Source organism: Ruegeria sp. AE4, assembly GCF_056542185.1.
This window is the reverse complement of sequence record NZ_JBQFZK010000008.1, coordinates 118,934-140,886: the sequence shown is the minus strand read 5'-3', so window position 1 is coordinate 140,886 and position 21,953 is coordinate 118,934. Positions and strand designations below refer to the sequence as shown.

General features: G+C 56.1%; 19 protein-coding genes and 1 tRNA gene. 10 read left to right on the top strand and 10 right to left on the bottom strand.

Translation table 11 applies throughout. From position 1 onward, the window contains the following. Window positions 1–253: 253 nt before the first annotated feature. A complete protein-coding gene (msrQ, locus tag ACR0EK_RS12195; protein ID WP_480587089.1) occupies window positions 254–868 on the bottom strand; it encodes a protein-methionine-sulfoxide reductase heme-binding subunit MsrQ in 615 nt (204 codons plus the stop codon). Window positions 869–872: 4 nt separating this feature from the next. Continuing rightward, window positions 873–1,775, bottom strand: coding sequence for a protein-methionine-sulfoxide reductase catalytic subunit MsrP (gene msrP, locus ACR0EK_RS12190; protein ID WP_480539374.1), 903 nt, complete (start codon window positions 1,773–1,775; stop codon window positions 873–875). 379 nt (window positions 1,776–2,154) lie between these two features. Between msrP and ACR0EK_RS12185 the strand changes: the two genes are divergently transcribed. Further along, complete coding sequence (locus tag ACR0EK_RS12185; RefSeq protein WP_267365017.1) at window positions 2,155–2,970, top strand: cyclase family protein; 816 nt, start codon at window positions 2,155–2,157, stop codon at window positions 2,968–2,970. Between the two features lie 97 nt (window positions 2,971–3,067). Beyond that, on the top strand, window positions 3,068–3,691 hold the full coding sequence (locus ACR0EK_RS12180; protein WP_480488071.1) for a class I SAM-dependent methyltransferase: 624 nt from the start codon (window positions 3,068–3,070) through the stop codon (window positions 3,689–3,691). A 52-nt stretch (window positions 3,692–3,743) separates the two neighbouring features. Here the strand turns inward: ACR0EK_RS12180 and clpB are convergent, their stop codons facing one another. Together clpB and ACR0EK_RS12170 are read right to left on the bottom strand one after the other, a co-directional pair. Next, window positions 3,744–6,362: an ATP-dependent chaperone ClpB gene (gene clpB / locus ACR0EK_RS12175; protein WP_480900003.1), complete on the bottom strand. Its 2,619-nt coding sequence runs from the start codon at window positions 6,360–6,362 to the stop codon at window positions 3,744–3,746. 125 nt (window positions 6,363–6,487) lie between these two features. Next, window positions 6,488–6,805 carry a hypothetical protein gene (locus tag ACR0EK_RS12170; RefSeq protein WP_209599181.1) on the bottom strand — a complete coding sequence of 106 codons (318 nt, stop codon included), beginning with the start codon at window positions 6,803–6,805 and terminating at the stop codon, window positions 6,488–6,490. Between the two features lie 140 nt (window positions 6,806–6,945). Between ACR0EK_RS12170 and pyrF the strand changes: the two genes are divergently transcribed. Together pyrF and ACR0EK_RS12160 are read left to right on the top strand one after the other, a co-directional pair. Further along, window positions 6,946–7,650: an orotidine-5'-phosphate decarboxylase gene (gene pyrF, locus ACR0EK_RS12165; RefSeq protein WP_480774004.1), complete on the top strand. Its 705-nt coding sequence runs from the start codon at window positions 6,946–6,948 to the stop codon at window positions 7,648–7,650. Window positions 7,651–8,000: 350 nt separating this feature from the next. Then, complete coding sequence (locus ACR0EK_RS12160; RefSeq protein WP_480900005.1) at window positions 8,001–9,254, top strand: DNA polymerase IV; 1,254 nt, start codon at window positions 8,001–8,003, stop codon at window positions 9,252–9,254. Between the two features lie 2 nt (window positions 9,255–9,256). Here ACR0EK_RS12160 and ACR0EK_RS12155 read toward each other — a convergent pair whose 3' ends face one another. Continuing rightward, the gene (locus ACR0EK_RS12155) at window positions 9,257–10,117 is read right to left on the bottom strand and encodes an N-formylglutamate amidohydrolase (RefSeq protein ID WP_267365028.1); all 861 of its coding nucleotides are present in this window, start codon (window positions 10,115–10,117) and stop codon (window positions 9,257–9,259) included. Window positions 10,118–10,266: 149 nt separating this feature from the next. Here ACR0EK_RS12155 and ACR0EK_RS12150 point away from each other — a divergent pair. Further along, window positions 10,267–10,341, top strand: a tRNA-Val gene (locus tag ACR0EK_RS12150). Window positions 10,342–10,431: 90 nt separating this feature from the next. After that, entirely contained in the window at window positions 10,432–10,557 is a 126-nt protein-coding gene (gene ykgO, locus ACR0EK_RS12145) for a type B 50S ribosomal protein L36 (protein WP_008755722.1), read from the top strand. A gap of 65 nt (window positions 10,558–10,622) precedes the next feature. Here ykgO and ACR0EK_RS12140 read toward each other — a convergent pair whose 3' ends face one another. After that, window positions 10,623–10,946 (bottom strand): SemiSWEET transporter, encoded by a 324-nt coding sequence (locus tag ACR0EK_RS12140; RefSeq protein WP_480474865.1) that lies wholly within the window; start codon window positions 10,944–10,946, stop codon window positions 10,623–10,625. 281 nt (window positions 10,947–11,227) lie between these two features. On the opposite strand from ACR0EK_RS12140, the gene ACR0EK_RS12135 reads away from it, so the two are divergent. The 3 genes from ACR0EK_RS12135 (at window position 11,228) to ACR0EK_RS12125 (ending at window position 13,433) form a co-directional block, all read left to right on the top strand. After that, complete coding sequence (locus ACR0EK_RS12135) at window positions 11,228–12,244, top strand: Fe(3+) ABC transporter substrate-binding protein (RefSeq protein WP_480483955.1); 1,017 nt, start codon at window positions 11,228–11,230, stop codon at window positions 12,242–12,244. A gap of 116 nt (window positions 12,245–12,360) precedes the next feature. Further along, window positions 12,361–12,915, top strand: coding sequence for a helix-turn-helix domain-containing protein (locus ACR0EK_RS12130; protein WP_480483954.1), 555 nt, complete (start codon window positions 12,361–12,363; stop codon window positions 12,913–12,915). Then, on the top strand, window positions 12,912–13,433 hold the full coding sequence (locus ACR0EK_RS12125) for an N-acetyltransferase family protein (protein ID WP_480539380.1): 522 nt from the start codon (window positions 12,912–12,914) through the stop codon (window positions 13,431–13,433). The genes ACR0EK_RS12130 and ACR0EK_RS12125 overlap by 4 nt, the downstream gene beginning before the upstream one ends. A gap of 16 nt (window positions 13,434–13,449) precedes the next feature. Here the strand turns inward: ACR0EK_RS12125 and ACR0EK_RS12120 are convergent, their stop codons facing one another. Further along, window positions 13,450–14,250: a phenylalanine 4-monooxygenase gene (locus ACR0EK_RS12120; protein WP_480900007.1), complete on the bottom strand. Its 801-nt coding sequence runs from the start codon at window positions 14,248–14,250 to the stop codon at window positions 13,450–13,452. A 119-nt stretch (window positions 14,251–14,369) separates the two neighbouring features. Here ACR0EK_RS12120 and ACR0EK_RS12115 point away from each other — a divergent pair, with 119 nt between their 5' ends. Further along, window positions 14,370–14,828 carry an Lrp/AsnC family transcriptional regulator gene (locus ACR0EK_RS12115; RefSeq protein ID WP_480494575.1) on the top strand — a complete coding sequence of 153 codons (459 nt, stop codon included), beginning with the start codon at window positions 14,370–14,372 and terminating at the stop codon, window positions 14,826–14,828. A gap of 151 nt (window positions 14,829–14,979) precedes the next feature. Here the strand turns inward: ACR0EK_RS12115 and ACR0EK_RS12110 are convergent, their stop codons facing one another. From ACR0EK_RS12110 to gyrB, 3 genes are all read right to left on the bottom strand, one after another. Next, entirely contained in the window at window positions 14,980–17,772 is a 2,793-nt protein-coding gene (locus ACR0EK_RS12110; RefSeq protein ID WP_480900009.1) for a bifunctional aconitate hydratase 2/2-methylisocitrate dehydratase, read from the bottom strand. 203 nt (window positions 17,773–17,975) lie between these two features. After that, entirely contained in the window at window positions 17,976–19,313 is a 1,338-nt protein-coding gene (locus ACR0EK_RS12105) for a serine hydrolase domain-containing protein (protein ID WP_480967832.1), read from the bottom strand. A gap of 206 nt (window positions 19,314–19,519) precedes the next feature. Next, entirely contained in the window at window positions 19,520–21,937 is a 2,418-nt protein-coding gene (gene gyrB / locus ACR0EK_RS12100) for a DNA topoisomerase (ATP-hydrolyzing) subunit B (RefSeq protein ID WP_480539388.1), read from the bottom strand. Window positions 21,938–21,953 lie beyond the last annotated feature (16 nt).

Genomic DNA, 21,953 nt, shown 5'->3' with positions numbered 1-21,953 from the left:
TCAACCGTCTTTCCAGTCCGTCAGGCCAACCTCAGTTGCGCCGGTGAAGGGGGTTCTAAGTATTACTCTCAAAACCCGCAAGCGGAAAATGCACGAAAACAAAAGAAAATGCCGATTTCAAAAATAATTATTTATTTTCAACATGTTAACCATTCACAATCAGGCCGAAGCGCGCCGGAATCGTCGAAAACACAGATGGGGTTCCGCACTTTATCGCCTTGTTTACAATGTTACTCACAGACTCGCTTCCGAGTCAGGCAGAATCTGCTGTGTTGGACTGGAGTGACAGGCTTGGAATCGGCAACCTAAGGGCAAGAAGGATGACTATAGCTGCCAAATAGATCAGCGGCTCGATCTGAAACCCTTTTGCCAGCATCACGTAATGCAGGCCGCCCAGCAAAGCGGCCGGGTACACCAGCCAATGCAGCCTGCGCCAACGCGGCCCCAGTCGGCGCACCGACCAGTTGTTGGATGTTGCCGTCAGAGGCAACAGCAAAAGAAACGCCCCAATTCCAACGGTAATATAAGGACGCTTGAGGATATCCGCCCAAATCTGGCTGGGAAGCTGAACGTCCAGAACCAGCCAGACAAGGAGATGCAGGCTGACATATACAAAAGTCAGCACCCCAATGGCCCGACGGAACTTCACCAGGTTCAAGCCCACAAATCGGCGCAAGGATGTGATGGCCAGCCCGGCAATCAGCAACTGTAAAGCCAGTTCGCCGTAGCGGTGTTCCAGCGCCTCAATCGGTTCGATTCCCAAACCGCCAGTCAGGCCAAGATAGAACAGCCAGGGCGCGGGCAGCGCGCCCATCAGATAAACGGCCCATACCGGAATACGCCGGAGTGTCTGATTGATGGCCTGCATGATTCTAGTAGTTCCTGGCCAAATCCATACCTTCATAAAGGCTGGCGACCTCTTCTTCATAACCGTTGAACATCAGCGTCGGTTTGCGCGAGGCAAACAGGCCGCCGCCGATTTCACGTTCGGAGGCTTGCGACCAGCGCGGATGATCAACGTTCGGGTTTACATTACTATAAAAACCGTATTCTCGCGAATTGGCCATATTCCAACTCGTGGGCGGCTCTTCTTCAACAAGCGTGATCCGGACAATCGACTTGATCGATTTGAACCCGTATTTCCACGGTACGACCAGACGCAAAGGCGCGCCGTTCTGATTTGGAATCGGCTTGTCATAGATACCAGTGGCCATGATCGTCAGCGGATGCATCGCCTCGTCCAGGCGCAAACCCTCGCGATAGGGCCATTCCAGAATGGGATAGCGCGTTCCCGGCATCTCATCCGGGCGGTGGGCCGTTTCGAACGCTACGTATTTCGCGCCGTCTTTCACCCCCGCCATTTTCAGAAGATCGGCCAGTTCGAACCCGTTCCATGGTACGACCATCGACCAGGCTTCAACGCAACGGAAGCGATAGATGCGTTCTTCGATCGTCATCTCGGACAGGATGTCCTTGAAATCATACTCACCAGGACGATCGACCAGACCGTCAATCTTTACGCTCCAGGGTTCGGTCACCAGCGTATGCGCATATTTCGCCGGGTCATCTTTTCCGGTCCCGAACTCATAATAATTGTTGTAACTCGTGATCTCATCCCAGGTGTTCGGCTCCAGCGCATCCTGCGCCGCAGCTGGTTGGCCCATTGCCGCCACACCAACACCCGCCATCCCGGCCATGACCTGCCGACGGTTCAGGAAGGACGCCCGTGGGGTGACGTCGGCATGTGTTAATGTATTGGTCCAGCGATGCGCCATCTAGGTCTCCGTCGTATTTGTTTGTCATTACAGACTTAGGGTGCTGATAGCACAGACCCATGGAAACAGGCGTCACGTTTGAGCGACGTGATTGTAACGTTCCGAGTGGCGACAGGCCCAGACAGGCGGATTGTGCCGCGCTCTGCCCGCTTTCAGCGGTTGTCACGACCTGAGCCAACTCTCAGTGCTCGAACATTTCGTTGGGGATATACGATTCACTCAGAGCTGGCTCTGAACGGAGGGCAACAGCCGGGTTGTCTGCCTGCAGTCTTTACAACTGCGGGTCCAAAACTGCACTCTGTCAGACAGGCACCATACGCGATCAACAGTGTGGCGGGCCTGTTTTTGCAGCCGCGTGGCCGCAATGGGAGGACGAAAAATGTGTGATATCTGTGTAATGAACGCCGTAAAAGACAGGATGCTGTCCCGGCGCGGGTTCTTCAAAGCCGCGGCGGCATCGGGTGTTGCGGCTGCCGCAACCGGGGCTATGGCACCGGCCGCACTGGCCGCGGGGCATGGCGGTGTCCAAGACATGACCCACACGCTCAGCCCGGAGTTCCCGACCTGGGGCGGAGAGCCGGGTATCTCGGCCGAACAGGCATTCAATTTCGCGGAGCACGGATTCAATCTGTTCAATTTGTCAATCAATGAGCATACGGGCACGCATATAGATGCCCCGCTGCACTTTTCTGCGGATGGGGCTTCGGTCGATGAAATCCCGGTTTCAGATCTGGTCGCACCACTTTGCGTGGTCGATATCGCTGCCCGCGCAGCAGAAGACGCCGATACGCGTTTAACCCCTGATGACCTGAAAGCCTGGATAGCCACCAATGGCGATATACCAGACGGCGCTTGTGTCGCCATGCACTCTGGGTGGGCTGGCAAAACGGCAACGGACGCGTTCCGCAATTTCGACGGTGAAGCGCAGCATTACCCGGGCTTTCACGTTGAAGCTGCGCAGATGCTGATGGAGGAAACCGGAGCCCGGTCTATTGCCGTTGACACCTTGTCACTGGATCACGGCATGTCTGCGGATTTCGCCACCCATTATGCCTGGTTGCCATCCGGCCGGTTCGGGATCGAATGCCTGGCCAATCTGGATCAGGTACCCGCGTCAGGCGCAACACTTGTTATTGGCGCACCGAAACACGCAGGCGGCACCGGAGGTCCGGCGCGGATACTTGCGCTGATCTGATGAAACTGACGTTTGGGGAAACTGGCCCGCTTTCTTCAGTGGGTCAGTTTCCATCTGCGCATTCCATGAGTGGTAGGCACTGAGAGCAAGCCAGCCAATGGGCAAGACCAAGTCTGACACCACACGGCGCTATGATACCGCTGCACCAAAATGGCGGGATAAGATGCGTGCTCTTGGTTATTACGATGCGTATCTTGGTTTTCTGTCAGCAAGTCAGCTCGCGACAGAGCATAACAGTCGGGTTGTTGATATCGGTGCCGGGACGGCCTCGTTTGCAGAAGCCTGGGTCGCTATTCACGGGTCACCCGTCGAAATAACCCTTCTCGAACCCAGTCAAGCCATGTTGAAACAGGGTCAAAGCGCGTTACAGGCGCGGGGTGTCGAGCCAAGACTTGTGCAGGGATTGTTAGGGTCTGTCGTTCTGGAACCTGCTAATGTGGCACTGGCTGCGCATGTCATCGAACATTGCCCCGATCCGTTGCGCGCACTTGAGAAGATTCACGATATGATGCGCCCTGGCGGTCGTTTGTATCTGGTGGTGTCAAAGCCGCATTGGTGCAATGCAATCATCTGGCTGCAATGGCGCCATCGCACATTCGGCAGAGAAGAAATTCTGGGACTATTGCACAAAGCTGGCTTTGAATGCGAAAGCGAGTACTCATTCCCCGCAGGCCCACCATCCCGGACAAGCCGGGGAATTTTGGCGCGTCGAAGAGCGTAGATGCAGACAAAAAAGACCCGCCAATGCGGCGGGTCTTCCGTTTGTGCCTAAATCAATGCACCACTGCATCATCCGGGCGGGGCCGTTCTGACGTCCCCAACCGGTCACCGATGATCAAGCCATCAGCCCCGGCGGTGACCGGGACAACCTCACCATCCTTGATCTCACCGGCCAACAGCGCTTCGGCCAGCGGGTTCTGCAGGGCGCGCTGAATCACGCGTTTCAGCGGGCGGGCTCCGAAGACAGGGTCATAGCCTTCATTGGCCAGCCATTCCTTGGCACCATCGTCCAGGGCCAGTTCGATCTTGCGGGCCGCCAGGCGCTTTTGCAGACGCGCCATCTGGATATCGACGATGCCATCCATATCGGCCCGCTTGAGGCGGTCAAAGATGATCGTTTCGTCCAGACGGTTCAGGAACTCGGGCCGGAAATGTGCCCGCACCGCATCCATCACGTCACGGCGTGCCTGCGCGCTGTCCGCGCCATCGGGCAACTGGCTGAGCGCCTGAGACCCAAGGTTCGACGTCAGGATGATCAGCGTCTGCTTGAAGTCCACGGTGCGGCCCTGACCATCGGTCAGAACCCCATCATCCAGAACCTGCAACAGCACGTTGAACACATCCGGGTGCGCCTTTTCAACCTCGTCAAACAGCACGACCTGATAGGGCCTGCGCCGCACGGCTTCGGTCAGCACACCGCCTTCGTCATAACCGACATAGCCCGGAGGAGCCCCGATCAGACGGGCAACCGCGTGTTTCTCCATGAACTCGGACATATCGATACGCACCATCGCATTGTCGTCATCGAACAGGAAATTCGCCACGGCCTTGGTCAGCTCGGTCTTACCCACGCCGGTCGGCCCGAGGAACAGGAACGATCCCAGCGGGCGGCCTTCGTCATTCAGACCCGCACGCGCACGGCGCACGGCGTTGGCGACAGCAGTCACCGCTGCATCCTGACCGATCACGCGGGAATGCAGAGCGTCTTCCATCCGCAGCAGCTTCTCGCGCTCACCTTCCAGCATTTTCGAGGTCGGGATACCGGTCCAGCGCTCCACGACGGAAGCAATCTGTTCAGGGCGCACTGTTTCCTCGGCCATCATACCATTGCTTTCGGCGTTCTCGGCCTCGGTCAGCTTTTTTTCAAGCTCGGGGATGACGCCATAGGACAATTCCCCCGCTTTGGCGAGGTTGCCTTCACGCTTGGCGATCTCAAGATCAGCGCGCGCCTTGTCGAGCTGTTCCTTCAGGTCACGGGCCCCCGCCAGCTTGTCGCGTTCGGCCTGCCATTGTGCTGTCATCTCGGCGGATCGTTCCTGCAAATCGGCCAGGTCCTTTTGCAAGGTTTCCAGACGATCTTTCGAGGCCGCGTCATCTTCAAGCTTCAGCGCCTCTTCCTCGATCTGCATCTGCAGGATGTTCCGGTCGAGTTGATCAAGCTCTTCGGGCTTGCTGTCGACCTCCATCCGCAAACGCGATGCGGCCTCGTCGACAAGGTCGATGGCTTTGTCGGGCAGAAAGCGGTCAGTGATATAGCGGTGCGACAGGGTCGCCGCTGAAACAAGCGCTGAATCCGAGATGCGCACACCGTGGTGCAGTTCGTACTTTTCCTTGATGCCGCGCAGGATGCTGATCGTATCTTCGACTGTCGGCTCCTGTACCATTACAGGCTGGAACCGGCGCGCAAGGGCAGCGTCTTTTTCTACGTATTTGCGATACTCATCCAGCGTGGTCGCACCGATACAATGCAGTTCACCCCGGGCAAGCGCAGGCTTGATCAGGTTGGCCGCATCCATTGCACCGTCCGATTTCCCGGCACCGACCAGCGTGTGCATCTCGTCGATGAACAGGATGATCTCACCCGCGGCTTCAGTCACCTCGGTCAGAACGGCCTTGAGGCGTTCTTCGAACTCGCCACGGTATTTCGCGCCAGCAATCAAAGCACCCATGTCGAGCGCCAGCAGCTTCTTGTCCTTCAGCGATTCAGGCACATCGCCGTTGATGATACGCAGGGCCATACCTTCGGCGATCGCGGTCTTACCGACGCCGGGCTCACCAATCAGAACCGGGTTGTTTTTGGTGCGACGCGACAGAACCTGCATCGAACGGCGGATTTCCTCATCCCGACCGATGATCGGATCAATTTTGCCTTCGGCTGCAGCCTCGGTCAGATCACGCGCGTACTTCTTGAGCGCGTCATAGCCTTCTTCCGCCGACGCGCTGTCAGCGGTGCGACCCTTGCGAATGTCGTTGATCGCCTCATTCAGCTTTTGCGCTGATACGGCTCCGGCGTCCAATGCATCCTTGGCCTTGGACTTCACCATGCACAGCGCCATCAACACGCGTTCGACCGGCACGAAACTGTCGCCCGCCTTTGATGCCAACTTTGCAGCCTCGTCCAGTACTTTGGCGGTCTGGCCGTCCATGTAGATCTGGCTCGCGTCGCCGCTGACCTTGGGGATTTTCCCCATCGCGGTGTCCAGCGCTTCAACCACGCGGTTCGGGGCCCCACCCGCGCGCGTGATCAGGTTGCTGGCCAACCCCTGATCGTCATCCATCAGTGCTTTGAGTATATGCGTAGGCTCCAGCCTCTGGTGCCCCTCGCGCAGCGCAATGGTTTGCGCTGCCTGCACGAATCCCCGTGCCCGCTCGGTGAACTTGTTCAAGTCCATGATATTCTCCTTTTCCAAGCGCCCCGTTTTGACATGCCCGCCTGGCAGCACATGTCGGTCGAAGCCTCACATTCAATCTGGGAAATATCTTCGGTGGTTCAAGAGGCTAAAACACAGAAATCGACCTATTCGCGCTGGATGGTATAGACTGAATAACCACCGGTCTCGGCGACCTGAACGGCACCCAGATCATTCACCAAAGATTGGGCTGCCGCACTTCCCGTCGGGCAAGAAACCAGATCTGCCGTATGGTCCAGGAAATTGCCGGTAAACGCCGTTTCACCAGTAAGTTGACACCAATCATCCTCGGACCTGTAACCACCAACCAAACGCAAATCGTCATTGGTCGGCACAGGTGCAGCCCCTGTATCCGTCTCCTCGGGCGGCGTTTCATTACATGCGGCCAGTGCAATCAACGCGCCCAACAAAACCAGCTTTTTCATTTGTCGCCCCTTATTTTGAATTCGAGTTTTCAATACAGAGCACGATAACACGATTTGAAGCTGCCTGCGCGGCTTAGCAGATGGACAGAGCGGCCCGAAGCCGCTAGGACGCAGACGTTTGCCAAAAAGGAGCGCCCCCCATGTCTGATGACCGCCTGATCGTAGCCCTTGATGTTCCCAACGCTCTGCAAGGGTTGGCCATGGCAGAACGTTTGGGGGACAGTGTTTCTTTCTATAAGATCGGGCTGGGTATGCTGACCGGTGGCGGGCTGGCATTGGCCAACGAACTGAAACAGGATCACGGCAAGCGCATCTTCCTGGATATGAAGTTATTCGACATTGGCAACACAGTTGAAAATGCCGTGCGGGGATTGGCGCAATTCGATCTGGATTTTCTGACCGTGCATGGTGACCCTCATGTGGTGCGCGCTGCCAAAGAAGGTGCTGCGGGTAAAGACCTGAAGATCCTCGCCGTGACCATCCTGACCTCGCTGAACCGCGACGATCTGGACGCAAGCCTTCTGAGATCCGGTGATGTGCAGGACTTGGTCGTTGAGCGCGCGGCCAAAGCCTTTGAAGCCGGTGCTGATGGCGTTATCGCCAGCCCGCAGGAAGCCGCCCTGATCCGCGTTCTGCCTCAGGCTGAAGGTCGCCTGATCGTAACCCCTGGTGTGCGCCCTGCTGGCGCAGCGCTTGGCGACCAGAAACGTGTAGCCACCCCGGCAAGCGCCATTCAGGAAGGCGCAGATCACATCGTTGTCGGCCGCCCGATTTATCAGGCAAAAGACCCAAAAGCCGCTGCTGAGGCTGTTCTTTCCGAACTAAATTCTCTGAAGGTCAGCTAAAACCGCTCGGTTCTTTCAGGTGTGTTTTACGTTGGATTTTCCGCGCAACAAGTTGACCTTAGGTCACTTTTTGACAAAACCGCGCCAAATCGTCTCTGTGCCAGAAAACACACATTCAAAACCCGAGTTTTCTCCGCACGACCTTCATCCTATCGAAACTAAGGATTTTCAGAGATTCTGAAGGGGAAATACTCCCCAACGAACCGCTTCTTCCTGAGGTTCGTTACTTCCCCCCGCGATGTGCGGGGGGTCTTCTTTCCAAATCATACCATGTCAGCAGGGCCTTTGATCCAGGATCACAGGTGATATAAAGAACCTCCAAGCCAACTGCGGAACGCATGAGGACGCAGATGCCCGGTCTTTGCCGAGATTGCCTGACCACATTGTCAAACGAACAACGCTGTACTGCCTGTGGCAGTCCGCGGGTAAAGACACACACGGAACTGTTTGACCTGTCGATTGCCCATATGGATTGTGATGCCTTCTATGCCTCAGTGGAAAAACGTGACAACCCGGAACTGGCGGACAAACCGGTCATCATTGGCGGCGGCAAGCGCGGCGTTGTTTCAACCGCCTGCTACGTTGCCCGTATTCGCGGTGTCCGGTCGGCCATGCCCATGTTCAAGGCCTTGCAACTCTGCCCCGAAGCCGTCGTGATCAAGCCGCGCATGTCCGTCTACGCCCAGGTGTCGCGCGACATCCGCGCCATGATGGATGAGTTGACACCCGTGGTCGAACCGCTTTCGCTGGACGAAGCCTTCATGGACCTGTCGGGAACCGAACGTCTGCACGGCGCGCCACCTGCCGTCATGCTGGCGCGTCTGGTCAAGCGCATGAAGGAAGAAATTGGTGTCACCGGATCTATCGGGTTAAGTCACAACAAATTTCTGGCCAAGGTCGCATCGGACCTCGACAAACCGCGCGGGTTTTCAGTGATCGGCAAGGTGGAAACGGCAGAGTTTCTGAACGACAAACCCGTACGGTTGATCTGGGGCATTGGCCCGGCTGCGCAGGAAGCGCTGGACCAGGCCGGGATCAGAACTTTCAGTGATTTGCTGCGCTGGAATCAGGAGGCACTGACCGCGCGGTTCGGCTCAATGGGATATCGCCTGTGGCACTTGGCCCGAGGTCAGGACAAGCGACGCGTATCGGCGCATGAGCCGATGAAATCCATCAGCAACGAGACGACATTTTTCGAAGATACGTCGAGCCTTGATATTCTGGACGGTCATTTGTGGCGGATGGCCTTGAAAGTGTCGGACCGCGCCAAGGCAAAGGATCTGGCTGGTCGGGTTGTCACGTTGAAACTGAAGAAAGCCAATCACAAGATCCTGACGCGGCGCGTAGCCTTGCGGGATGCGACACAGATTGCCGACCGGATTTACCGCACGGCCCGGGGCCTGTTCGATCAGGTTGGCGATCAGGGGCCATATCGATTGTTGGGCTGTGGTTTGTCCGACCTTTGCCCGGCTGATCAGGCGGATATTTCCGGCGACTTGCTGGATCCGGATGCTGCCCGCAGATCCAAGGCCGAACGGGCCACGGACGAGATTCGCCAGCGGTTCGGGGCCGAAGCAATCATGAAGGGCCGTGCGCTGCGCTGAAGCTACTCCGCCGCCAGACGCTCTGGGCTCGCACCCAGGCTGGAAATCTCGCGAACCACCTGCCTGAGCAGCTTCGAGAACGCCATGAAATTGGCATTGGGCGCGATTTTTTCTTCGTCCATGTACAAAGCGCGATCGATCTCGATCTGTACAGCGTGCTGCTGGCGACCGGGACGACCATAGGTTTGCGTCACATATGCTCCGGCAAAAGGCGCATTGCGTGCCACGTTGAGACCCGCTGCCGCGAAAGCGGCTTCAATGATATCGACGACCTCTGACGACGCGGACGCGCCAAACCGGTCGCCCAGCACGATCTCGGGCCGCCTTCCGCGCGCAGTGCCCGCCATGGCCACCGCCTCGTGCGGCATCGAGTGGCAGTCCACCAGAATTGCCTGTCCGAACATCTCGTGTGATTCGGCCAGCAGGGATTTCAACCGCGCATGATAAGGGCGCCAATAGGTGTCGATGCGCAGCCGCGCTTCGTCCATGGTAAGTTTGCCGCGATAGATTGCCCGACCGTTGGCAACTACGCGGGGAATCACCCCCAGCCCTGACGCGACCCTTGGATTATGCCCGTGCCTGCGGGCACCGCTGATCAAGGCCGGGTCAAGCTCATCCAGACTGCGGTTCAAATCCAGATAGGCGCGTGGCATGGCCGCCTTGATCAAAGGGGCACCGTTTTCCGCAGCCGGCGCGAACAACTGATCAACAAAGGCGTCTTCTGAGGATCGAATCACGCTCCGGTTCAACACGGACCGGTTCAGAAATGCCTCAGGATACTCCCGCCCGCTGTGTGGCGATGAAAAAACCACGCACGAGGTGCGGTTTTCGGGCATATCCAATACATAGGCTGCGCTTTGCATGATCCCTCCGTGTTCGTAATCAACATAGACCGGAAAAATTGTTCTTCCAAACCCCTTGAACCCTTTTGCGACTCCTTTTATAGACCCCGCTACCGGCGCGGGGATCCGCGCCCCATTTCGTTATGGGGCAAGGCACGCAAAGGGAAAGTGGGCGGTTAGCTCAGCGGTAGAGCACTTCGTTGACATCGAAGGGGTCACAAGTTCGATCCTTGTACCGCCCACCATCGTTTCACTGTTCCGGTTTTCCGGGGCACCCGAGTAACCCAGGCGCTGGCCACGTCCTTGATGAAGGCGCCGCAGATTGGAGACAGACCATGAAGGTCAAGAACTCGCTCCGCTCGCTCAAGAACCGGCACCGCGACTGCCGGATTGTGCGTCGCAAAGGCCGCGTCTACGTGATCAACAAGACGCAGCGCAAGTTCAAAGCTCGTCAGGGCTAAGAACGGCACATCACTGCTTAAAGAAACCGCACCTTCGAGTGCGGTTTTTTTTGTTCCACCCGCGCCTAAAATGTAATCCCTGCATGGATCAGAATGCCAACGACCATAAGAAAGTTCAGAACCATCGAAATCCCGTTGCCGACATAGATTGGAAGCTTTCCAACAACCAAGCCGTAAGCAAACCAAAGCAGGGACAAGGCGGTATATAGCGACCAAGACAACAAGGATTGTCCCGAGGCATGGTGCGAATGCGTCAAATACAGCTTCACGAGCTGTGGCAGTGTGGCAAAAGGACCAACCACGCCAACAAAAACCATGAACCCTTCAAAGCGCGACATCCAATGGCCAAGGTTAGATTTCTCCAATTTTTCAGCCAGTGTTTCGGGCATATCTCACGTTCTTCCTTTAAGTGAATAAGACGGCATGTTCTTTTTCTCGGACAATCTGTCTTGCCAAAATATCCGCTAGAAGCGCTTGGACCAAGTCCCTCGACCACGTTACCACCAACCTTCCCCCCTCGTATGCCTTCAGAGCATCGCATATTGAACGTCACAGCGACCTTTTGACCAAGTAAATCAGTCGGATTTACTTGCATCCCGCCCAGAATCGTATAATTGAGAAAATCAGTCGGATTAATGACCGACCCGAAATTCAATTGTTGAGGCACACAATGCTGAAATCCACGACCTGCCTGGCCGCCGCACTGTCGGCTCTGATCGCAACCTCTGCCGCCGCCGAGGGCGAACTGAACCTCTATTCGTCGCGCCACTATGACACCGACGAACGGCTGTATACCGACTTTGAAGACGCAACCGGCATCAAGATCAACAGGATCGAAGGCAAAGCGGATGAACTGATTGCCCGGATGGAAGCGGAAGGCGCGAACTCACCTGCCGACGTGATGCTGACCGTGGACACGTCGCGTCTGGCGCGGGCCAAGAATGCAGGTGTCCTGCAATCAATCGACAGCGCTACACTGGAAGAACGCATTCCAGCCAATCTGCAGGACAGCGACAATCAGTGGTTTGGTTTCTCGCAACGCGGTCGGATCATCTTTTTCGACAAGGAAAACGTGACCAACCCGCCGGCCACCTACGCTGATCTGGCCAAACCGGAATACAAGGGAATGGTCTGTATCCGGTCTTCGACCAACACCTACAACCAGACCCTGCTGGCATCGATCATCACACATGAAGGCACTGAGGCCGCCAAGTCCTGGGCCGAGGGTGTAGTCGCCAACATGGCGCGTGACCCGCAGGGCGGTGACACCGACCAGTTGCGCGGCATCGTTTCGGGCGAGTGTGACATCGCGGTTTCGAACACCTACTATTTCGCGCGCTCCATTCGCACAGACGTCAAAGGCTTGTCCGCAGACCGCGATATGATCGGCTGGGTCTTCCCGAACCAGGACAGCTATGGCGCGCATATGAATCTATCCGGTGGTGGGGTCGCCGCGCACGCACCCAACAAGGAAAACGCGATCCTGTTCCTTGAGTATCTGGCCAGCGATCAGGCGCAGAAATACTTCTCGGCGGGAAATGACGAGTTTCCGGCAGTTCCAAATGTCGAACTGGCCGAGTCGGTCAAGGCGTTGGGTGAATTCAAGGCAGACGACGTGAACCTTTCAGACGTTGCAAAGAACATCCCCGAAGCGCAGAAGATCTTTAACGAAGTTGGCTGGAAGTAATCCTTCTTGGCGCTGACTTCTTGAAAAGGATGCGGATTGTCCGCATCCTTTTTCGTTGATATGTGATGTTTATTTGTATATTTTCTCATATATGAGAATTTTTTCACGAAGATGTAATGCCTGACACCCTGTCAAACCGCCTTGCCAATCGCCTGAGCGAACTGCGCCGCGGGCGTGGCTGGTCTTTGGATTACCTTGCCGAACACAGCAGGATCAGCCGCGCCACCTTGTCCCGTATGGAAAAAGGGGATGTCAGCCCAACAGCCGACAATCTAGGCCGTCTGTGCGCTGTATACGATCTGCCGATCTCACGCCTGCTGATGATGGTTGAAGACAGCTTTGACCCCAAGGTTCCATTCGAACGCCAGACCGAGTGGCGCGACCCCGAAACCGGCTTCACCCGCCGTGCTGTTTCACCACTTGCAAATGGATTGAACGCCGAGGTTCTGGAATGCCACCTGCCCCGGGACACGGTCATTACCTACGAAGTGCCACCTAAATCGGGGCAAGAGCATCATCTGATCTTAATGGACGGCGCGCTTACTCTGACGGTTGATGGAACTCCCCACGCGCTGAACGCCGGGGATTGCCTGCGCTACCATCTGTCGGGACCGACCCGGTTTGAAACAGGGGCGTCGCGTGGCGCACGTTACCTGCTGGTGCTTATATGATCACGCGCCTGACCGAGAACGATTTTGACACGGCACTGGATGACCTGGCTGGAATCTTGCATGCCTGTGTTCATGATGGGGCCAGCATAGGTTACATACTTCCGTTTACCCTGAACGATGCGCGTGCGTACTGGCAACAAAACGTACAGCCCGGTCTCAGGTCAGGTAAGCTGGACTTGTTCGTTTCGCATAACGGTCCCCGCATTACAGGCACCGTTCAATTGATCCCGGCGGCAATGCCCAACCAACCCCACCGCGCCGATGTGGCGAAACTTCTGGTCCATCCCAACGCCAGACGGCGGGGGTTAGGCCGATCCCTGATGAACGCGCTTGTTCTTCGGGCGCGAGAGGTGGGGCGCACGATGCTCGTACTTGATACGCGCAGCACCGATCCCTCGCGGCTGCTTTATCAAAGCCTCGGGTTTCAGATCGCGGGGGAAATACCGAATTACTGCCGGAACCCATTTGAACAAAAATTCGAGCCCACAACCTTTATGTACAAAAACCTTGACGCTTGAAAAGACGCAGCCCCTGCTACTCGGCGGCGGTTACCTTTTCGGGAAACTTGTTCGGCAACAGCCCGAGGCGGCGCGCACGACGAACATCTGCCAGCAGGTCCCGTTCGGCGGCCTCAAACAACTCTTCAGGGTCATCCAGAACAAAATACCCCATCTGATGCATATCGATCCGGTAGGGTGTTCGCAGAATCGTCAGAACGTCAAACGGGTCACGATCGGGTATGTCGCTGGTCACGGCATAGACCAGTTCTGTCGGCGACGACGCCAACCCTGAACCCAGCGCCTTGATCTGGCCGTTCTGGCGGCGCAGGCCAAACTCGATCGAAAACCAGTAGAGCCTGATCAACCAGGCATAATCCGCGTCATCTGCCTGCTTTCCGGCTAGCCCGATGGCGTGGCTGAACGCGGCAAAACGTGGATCACTTAACAACGGTGTATGTCCGAATATCTCATGAAAGATATCCGGCTCTTCGATATAGTCGAAATCTTCCCGGGAGCGGATGAAAGAGGCGGCCGGAAAAACCCGATCCGCCAGCATCCCGAAAAATGTCTTGAACCCAATCAGCGCCGGAACCGGCTGCACCCGCCAGCCGGTCAGGTCCAGCAACCGTTTCGAAATTTCCGCACAAGATGGCACTTTGGTCTTCGGCAGATCCAGCCGCGCCAAACCGCGTAGGTATTCCGGTGCCATATAGCGCCGAACATTTTCTTCCTGTGCCGCGTAAAGATCAGCCCAGACCGCATTTTCTTCGTCTGTGTAGGTAATGTGGCCATGTTCATCCGCCAGTTTGGCGACATATTTCGTCGATTTGGGCATCAGCATCCTCCTGCATGAGATCAGGATACCTCAACTCACATGGAGAATTTGTTTTGATATTCTACCTATCGTCCGTATTATGAATGGGACATTCCAAAATATTGCTATTTTCGGGCCAAATGCTTCACCCAGCCGACATCGATATTTTGCGAGAGCTTCAGGCCAGCGGGCGTCTGTCAATGCAGGAGCTTGCCGACCGGACCGGGTTATCGGCGTCGCAATGCTGGCGCCGCGTCCGTGACCTCGAGTCGTCCGGGGTGGTTTCAGGGTATCGCGCGCAGGTCTCTGCCAAGGCTGTAGGCTTGAATGCCATCGCCTATGTCCACGTTGCACTGAAAGACCATCAGGAAAACAGCATCTCGGCGTTTCTTCGTCTGGTCGAGACCGAGCCGCAAATCGTGGAGTGCGCCTCGATCACCGGGGATCATGACTTTATCCTGAAGGTCTACGCCAAAACCCCCGAGGATCTTGAAGTCTTTATCATGCAGCGCCTGTTGAAATCAGGGCTTGTCCGCGACACCCGCAGCAACTTTGTGCTTCGCCAGACCAAGACCCGCGGCCCTTTACCCATTCTTTGACAGGGTCCGACGAAACGGAACCTGAGCGGATGTGTCAGGTGCATAACCCATCCTTGCTAAGACGAGGTGTCGAAAGGCTGGGAGTGTCGTTCAATTGGAAAAGCCCGGCCACCGCTTATTGGCGACCGGGCCTACAAGTTACAAAACGTCCTCAGAAGTGAGCCGATTTCGCGGTCGCGGGCTTTTCCATCGGCGGCGCGAACTTGGTCAAGTCGATCCCCTTTACCGCCGACTTGTATTCCTCGGCGGTTGGGGTCCGGCCCAATATGGCCGAGAGTACGACAACCGGTGTAGACGCAAGCAGGGACTCACCCTTTTTCTCATCCGAGTCTTCAACAACACGACCCTGGAACAGGCGCGTGGATGTCGCCAGAACGGTATCCCCTTTTGCAGCCTTTTCCTGGTTCCCCATGCAAAGGTTACAGCCGGGCCGCTCAAGGTACAGGATATTTTCATATTCCGTACGTGCCTTGTTTTTCGGGAACAGATCATCGAATTCAAAGCCCGAGTATTTCTGGAGAATGCTCCACTCGCCTTCTTCTTTCAGCTCATCAATGATGTTGTAAGTCGGTGCCGCAACAACCAGCGGGGCCTTGAACTCGACAGTGCCCTGTTCCTCTTCAAGGTTCTTAAGCATCTGCGAGACGATAATCAGATCGCCCTTGTGCACCATGCACGACCCGACAAAGCCCAGATCGACCTTCTTTTCACCCTTGTAGTAGGAAACCGGGCGGATCGTGTCGTGGGTGTAACGCTTTGATACGTCAGCATTGTTCACGTCAGGATCGGCTATCATCGGTTCGTCGATCTCATCCAGATCAACGACGAGTTCGGCAAAATACTTGGCGTTTTCATCAGGTTTCAGGGCCGGCTTTTCACCCGACCTGATTTCCGCGATCCGCGCATTCGCCTTGTCGATCAGACCTTGCAGCGTCTGGGCTTCGTTTTCCATACCCTTGTCGATCATGATCTGGATGCGGCCTTTGGCGATTTCCAGAGATTCAATCAGCGTGTCATCTTCGGAAATACAGATCGACGCCTTGGCCTTCATCTCGGCCGTCCAGTCGGTAAAGGTGAACGCCTGATCCGCCAGCAAGGTGCCGATATGAACTTCGATGATCCGGCCCTGGAAGACGTTGTCACCGAATGTCTTCAACATCTGCGACTGGGTGGCGTGAACCACATCGCGGAAATCCATATGGTCTGCCATCTGGCCTTTGAAGGTCACCTTAACCGATTCAGGGATCGGCATTGTGGCTTCACCGGTGGCCAGCGCCAGCGCAACGGTGCCCGAATCCGCGCCAAACGCTACGCCCTTGGACATGCGGGTGTGCGAGTCGCCGCCAATGATGATGGCCCAGTCGTCCACGGTGATGTCGTTCAGCACCTTGTGGATTACGTCTGTCATCGAATGGTAAACACCCTTGGGATCACGCGCAGTGATCAGGCCAAAGTTGTTCATGAATTTCATCAGTTTAGGAATGTTCGCCTGCGCCTTTGCGTCCCAAACCGACGCTGTGTGGCACCCGGACTGATATGCGCCATCAACTATGGGCGAGATCACTGTTGCCGCCATAGCTTCCAGCTCCTGCGCGGTCATCAGGCCAGTGGTGTCTTGCGACCCAACGATATTGACCTTAACCCGAGCGTCCGAACCCGCGTGCAGAACCTTTCCGTCAGCCACGCCAACCGCGTTTTTGTTGAAGATCTTCTCGACAGCTGTCAGGCCCTGACCCTCGTGTGAGATTTCCTTGGACGGAGCAAATGCAGATTCCAGCGCAACGCCAAGGGTTTCTGCCGCAAATGTCTGCAGCTTCTTCCCAAAGACAATCGCGTAAGAGCCGCCAGCCTTGATGAATTCGACCTTTTGCGGCGTGAAGGACGACGATACATCGACAAGCTCTTTATCGCCTGCTTCGTTGTAAAGCTTCTTGTCCTTTGTGTTGATGGTCAGAACGGTTCCGGTTTCGACCGAGTATTTCTGTTCAAGGACAGGACTTTCGTCGTTGTTCAGAATCGGGTTGCCGTCGTCATCCAGCTTTTTGACCCAGTTCTTCAGGTCAATGCCGATACCTCCGGTCACGCCAACGGTGGTCAGAAAGATCGGTGAGATTCCGTTTGTTCCCGCGACAACTGGTGCGATGTTCACAAAGGGAACATAAGGGCTGGCTTGCGTTCCGGTCCACAAGGCGACGTTGTTGACGCCGGACATGCGCGACGACCCGACGCCCATGGTCCCTTTTTCGGCGACCAGCATGACACGTTTGTCCGGGTGTTGTTTCTGCAAATCCTGAATCTCGGCCTGTGCCGCCGGTGTGATCATGCATTTGCCATGCAGTTCCCGATCCGCACGAGAATGCGCCTGATTACCGGGCGACAGAAGGTCGGTGGAAATGTCTCCTTCGGCCGCGACATAGGTCACAACCTTGATTTCCTCTTCAATGTCAGGCAGCCGGGTAAAGAACTCGGCCTTGGCATAGCTTTCCAGAATGTCCTTTGCGATCGCGTTTCCGGCCTCAAAAGCAGACTTGAGGCGCTGGGTATCCGCATCGTACAGGAACACCTGCGTTTTCATCACCTCTGCCGCCTGATTTGCGATCGACGCATCATCGCCCAGCGCCAGATCCAGCAGAACCTCGACCGAGGGGCCGCCTTTCATATGTGACAGCAGCTCGAACGCGAAGGCCTGCGAGATTTCTTCGACCGAGGCTTCACCCAATATGATCTCTTTCAGGAACTGTGCCTTTTCACCAGCTGCGCTGGTTGTCCCCGGCAGCGTGTTATAGATGAAATAGGTCAAAGACTCGGCGCGGTGAACGTTTTCAACATCCTTGATTTGCTCGATGATTTCCTGAAGCAGCACACCGTCTTCAATGGGTTTGGGGTGCAAACCTTGCTCTTTGCGCGTCTCAATCTCGTTCAGGTATTCTGTATATAGGCTCATGACGGTTCCGACCATTTAGCTGGTGCGCTGGCGGGTAACAAACCAGCGCCTTAATTTTGTATGCCGCGGTATACTAAATGCCTACAACTTGCAAGACACTCTCCTGCGACCCTGTGTCCTGATCGAGGATGTATTTGTCGAAATACTTGCCAGTCAGGCGTGATCTGTCTGTCGCGGCCAACAGGTTTTTGCACCCTGGCACGCTAGCTTCCAGATGCGGAAATCAGTTCCTTGGCCAGCGGCAAGGATGAGTAACCCAGCCGGGACGGCGTCAATCCCAATCGCACAATCACCATATCATGAGAGGGGAAAATACCGATGGACTGACCATCATGCCCCTGCAACCAGACGGCATCTTCAAAAGGTGGCAAATCTCCGGGTGCTTCCAGCCAAAGGTGGCCCTTGGCGTATTTGCCATCCGAAGCATCAACCGGCTCGAACATCCAGTTCACATAACCTTCTGGTAATATCCGAGAGCCCTTCCAAACCCCTTTTTGCAGCAAAAGCTGCCCGTACCGGGCCCAGTCACGCGCCGTCGCATACATATAACTGGACCCGATGAAGGTATCGCTGACATCCGTCTCGATAACCGCCGATGTCATGCCAATCGGCGCAAATAGCGCGTTGTGCGGATAGCTCAGCCCACCGTCGCCCAACTTGTCCTGCCAAACCCGAGACAGCATCGTGGACGTGCCCGAGGAATAGTTGAAGTCCTTTCCAATACTGGATTCAGCAACGCGCCCGGCAGCAAATTCGGCCATACCGTCTCGGAGATACAGCATGCGTGTTACGTCTGAAACGTCGCCGTATTCTTCATCCCATTGCAGCCCGCTTGTCATCGCCAGCATATCAGCAACGGTAATGTTGCGCCTTGCGTCGTCGGCCCAATCGGGAAAGCTGTCGACAAGCGTATCTGACAAGCTCATTTGACCCGCTTCAATCAAGGTGCCGATCAACCCGGCCGTAACTGTCTTGGTCATGGACCAGCCCAGTAACGGGGTATCCGCATTAAACCCATCTGCGTACCGTTCAGCAATGATGCGCCCGTTTCGAACCACCACAACTGCGCGATATCCTTCGCCGACCAAACTGTCATTCGACATTACATTCTGAAGCTTCGGGTCTTGGGACAAGGCAACGTCATTCCCGTTTGGCCATAGTCCTGCTGGCAGCGGATCAGGCGCTGAAAGTGTCTGGTTGCTCAGATCAGCCTCATGAACATTTGTGCAGCCAAGCCCCTGACGAAACTGCGATCTCGCGGGTGCAAAAAACCGGAAGATCCGCGCTTTCACAGTCTGCGCTTCCCGATCCACCTCTATTGAGATTTGCCCCAGCAGAGGGTGGCCGGGTGCTTGCACGTCCACAGCCAGAACTTCGTCAGGATCCCGTCCAGCAATGAAAACGTTCGAACAGACAATCTTGGCAGAGTAGTTGGTTCCCAACTTCAAAAGATCCGGGGGTGCGAACCAAAGGTAGCCAATCAAAGCTACCCCGCCCAGAACCACCGCACTGCCGGTCATTTTTAGTACTTTGCTGAACATCCGCCGCAACCATTCCTGCCGCTACCTCGCCCGGCAAAGGTTAGAAGCAACCGAGCAGGCTTTACCACAGTTTCGTTACGTCGACTGATAGGTCAGAGCCCGCACGCTGAAGCATGGCCAGTGCCATCCAAGATGCACATCGCTCGATCAGCAATTGCACAGATCGACTTCAGCCCCAAACAGGTAGCACGTTGGTCTTTACACCGTCAGAAATCCAGATTCTCGACGCTCAAAGCGTTTTTCTGGATAAATTCCCGACGAGGTTCGACAACATCACCCATTAGCTTGGTGAACAGATCGTCGGCTTCCACCATATCGTCTACGCGCACTTGAAGCAGCGTGCGTGCATCCGGGTCCAAAGTTGTTTCCCAAAGCTGGTCGGGGTTCATCTCTCCCAGACCTTTGTAGCGCTGCAGGGACAGGCCCTTTTCCCCTTCTTCCAGAATGGCGCGCAACAGGTCCAGCGGACCGTGGATCAATTGGCTACGATCACGGCGGATCAACGTGGCCGATGTGTTGTAGACCTCTTGCAGGCTTTGCGTGAAGCTGCCTGTTTTGCGGGCCTCCCCCGACCGCAGCATCGGGCCGTCCAAGGTGCGAACCTCTTCGACACCACGCAGAATGCGGGCCAGGCGAATTCCGTGATCCTGCGTGATCCGGCCCTGCCAGCCACGCTCATACTCCAACGCGATCAGATCCAGACGGGCGGCAACCTTGTCAGCCACCCCTTGCAGGTCGGCGTCCACCGCACCCGGCACAAAGGCACCGGCAACGGCTGCCTGTTCCAGAATGTGGCGCGGGTAGTGTGTCGGGAAGGCGTCCAGAACACGCTTCAACTGTCGCGCTTCGTCCACCACGCGGGCCAGATCCTGACCAATGATCTCTTCGCCCGATCCCAGTTTCAGCACGGCACCCTCGATCCCCTGATTGACGAGATAATCGTCCAGCGCCGCCTGATCTTTCAGATAAACCTCTGATTTACCGCGCGAAACCTTATAAAGTGGCGGCTGCGCGATATAGAGATACCCACCTTCGATCAGCTCAGGCATTTGCCGGTAGAAGAACGTCAGCAGCAGGGTCCGGATGTGCGCACCGTCCACATCCGCGTCAGTCATGATGACAATCTTGTGGTAACGCAGCTTTTCGATGTTGAACTCATCGCGGCCAATACCCGTGCCCAGCGCCATGACAAGATTGCCAATCTCCTGCGAGGACAACATCCGGTCAAACCGCGCGCGTTCCACGTTCAGGATCTTACCGCGCAGCGGCAGAACCGCCTGAGTCAGCCGGTCACGGCCCGTTTGCGCCGACCCTCCGGCTGAATCGCCCTCAACAAGGAAGACTTCGGTTTTGGAGGGGTCCTTTTCGGAACAATCCTTCAGCTTGCCCGCCAGATAGTTCACATCCATCGCCGTTTTGCGGCGGGTCAGTTCACGCGCCTTGCGCGCGGCCTCGCGTGCCAGCGCAGCCTCGATGATCTTGCCGACGATCGCCTTGGCCTCGGTCGGGTTTTCTTCAAACCACTCGGCAAGTTTTTCGTTCATCAGACCCTCAACCGCCGGACGAACCTCGGAACTGACCAGCTTGTCTTTGGTCTGTGACGAGAATTTCGGATCAGGCACTTTGACCGACAGCACACAGGTCAGACCTTCGCGCGCGTCATCACCGGTAAAGCTGACCTTTTCCTTTTTCGCGATCCCGCTGGACTGCGCGTAGTTGTTGATCGTCCGGGTCAGGGCACCTCGGAAACCCGCCACATGGGTACCGCCATCGCGCTGAGGTATATTGTTGGTGAATGGCAGGACAGATTCGTGATAGCTGTCGTTCCACCACATTGCGATTTCCACGCCGATATCGTCGCGCTCGCCCTTGATATAGATCGGCTCGGACATGGCGGGGGTTTTGGACCGGTCGAGATACTTAACGAATTCCTTGACCCCACCTTCATAGAACAACTCGGTTTCCAGCCGTTCCGCCGGACGCTCGTCAATCAGGATGATCCGAACGCCCGAATTCAGGAAAGCCAGTTCGCGCAGGCGTTTTTCCAATGTCTCGAATGAGTATTCGAGGTTCGAGAATGTATCGGTCGAAGCCAGAAACCGCACTTCTGTTCCTGTCCGGTCTCCGCATTCACCGACAACCTTCAGGTGCTCAGCGGTTTCGCCACCTTCAAACCGCGCGACATGCTCTTTGCCATTGCGCCAGACACGCAGTTCCAACCAATCCGAAAGCGCGTTCACCACGGAAACACCCACACCGTGCAGGCCGCCCGACACCTTGTACGAATTGCTGTCGAATTTTCCGCCGGCATGCAGTTGGGTCATGATGACCTCGGCCGCCGACACGCCTTCTTCCGGGTGGATGTCCACCGGAATACCACGCCCATTGTCGCTGACCGAAACACTGGAATCGGCGTGAATTTTCACCGTCACATGGTCAGCATGACCCGCCAGAGCCTCGTCAATCCCGTTGTCGACAACCTCATACACCATATGGTGCAGACCCGAGCCATCATCCGTGTCCCCGATATACATGCCGGGGCGTTTGCGAACTGCCTCCAAGCCTTTGAGAACCTTGATAGAATCTGCGCCGTATTCTTGAGGGGCCTGTGCGTCTTCGGACATTCAGTCAGTACCTATA

Excerpts from the sequence above, each read along its gene's own strand:
- ACR0EK_RS12115 (WP_480494575.1), top strand. The coding sequence starts at position 14,370 with ATGCTTCACCCAGCCGACATCGATATTTTGCGAGAGCTTCAGGCCAGC.
- ACR0EK_RS12130 (WP_480483954.1), top strand. The coding sequence starts at position 12,361 with ATGCCTGACACCCTGTCAAACCGCCTTGCCAATCGCCTGAGCGAACTG.
- ACR0EK_RS12170 (WP_209599181.1), bottom strand. The coding sequence starts at position 6,805 with ATGAAAAAGCTGGTTTTGTTGGGCGCGTTGATTGCACTGGCCGCATGT.
- ACR0EK_RS12120 (WP_480900007.1), bottom strand. The coding sequence starts at position 14,250 with ATGCCCAAATCGACGAAATATGTCGCCAAACTGGCGGATGAACATGGC.
- clpB (WP_480900003.1), bottom strand. The coding sequence starts at position 6,362 with ATGGACTTGAACAAGTTCACCGAGCGGGCACGGGGATTCGTGCAGGCA.
- ACR0EK_RS12140 (WP_480474865.1), bottom strand. The coding sequence starts at position 10,946 with ATGCCCGAAACACTGGCTGAAAAATTGGAGAAATCTAACCTTGGCCAT.
- ACR0EK_RS12180 (WP_480488071.1), top strand. The coding sequence starts at position 3,068 with ATGGGCAAGACCAAGTCTGACACCACACGGCGCTATGATACCGCTGCA.
- msrQ (WP_480587089.1), bottom strand. The coding sequence starts at position 868 with ATGCAGGCCATCAATCAGACACTCCGGCGTATTCCGGTATGGGCCGTT.
- ACR0EK_RS12155 (WP_267365028.1), bottom strand. The coding sequence starts at position 10,117 with ATGCAAAGCGCAGCCTATGTATTGGATATGCCCGAAAACCGCACCTCG.
- pyrF (WP_480774004.1), top strand. The coding sequence starts at position 6,946 with ATGTCTGATGACCGCCTGATCGTAGCCCTTGATGTTCCCAACGCTCTG.
- ACR0EK_RS12105 (WP_480967832.1), bottom strand. The coding sequence starts at position 19,313 with ATGTTCAGCAAAGTACTAAAAATGACCGGCAGTGCGGTGGTTCTGGGC.
- ACR0EK_RS12125 (WP_480539380.1), top strand. The coding sequence starts at position 12,912 with ATGATCACGCGCCTGACCGAGAACGATTTTGACACGGCACTGGATGAC.
- ACR0EK_RS12160 (WP_480900005.1), top strand. The coding sequence starts at position 8,001 with ATGCCCGGTCTTTGCCGAGATTGCCTGACCACATTGTCAAACGAACAA.
- ACR0EK_RS12185 (WP_267365017.1), top strand. The coding sequence starts at position 2,155 with ATGTGTGATATCTGTGTAATGAACGCCGTAAAAGACAGGATGCTGTCC.
- ykgO (WP_008755722.1), top strand. The coding sequence starts at position 10,432 with ATGAAGGTCAAGAACTCGCTCCGCTCGCTCAAGAACCGGCACCGCGAC.
- gyrB (WP_480539388.1), bottom strand. The coding sequence starts at position 21,937 with ATGTCCGAAGACGCACAGGCCCCTCAAGAATACGGCGCAGATTCTATC.
- ACR0EK_RS12135 (WP_480483955.1), top strand. The coding sequence starts at position 11,228 with ATGCTGAAATCCACGACCTGCCTGGCCGCCGCACTGTCGGCTCTGATC.
- ACR0EK_RS12110 (WP_480900009.1), bottom strand. The coding sequence starts at position 17,772 with ATGAGCCTATATACAGAATACCTGAACGAGATTGAGACGCGCAAAGAG.
- msrP (WP_480539374.1), bottom strand. The coding sequence starts at position 1,775 with ATGGCGCATCGCTGGACCAATACATTAACACATGCCGACGTCACCCCA.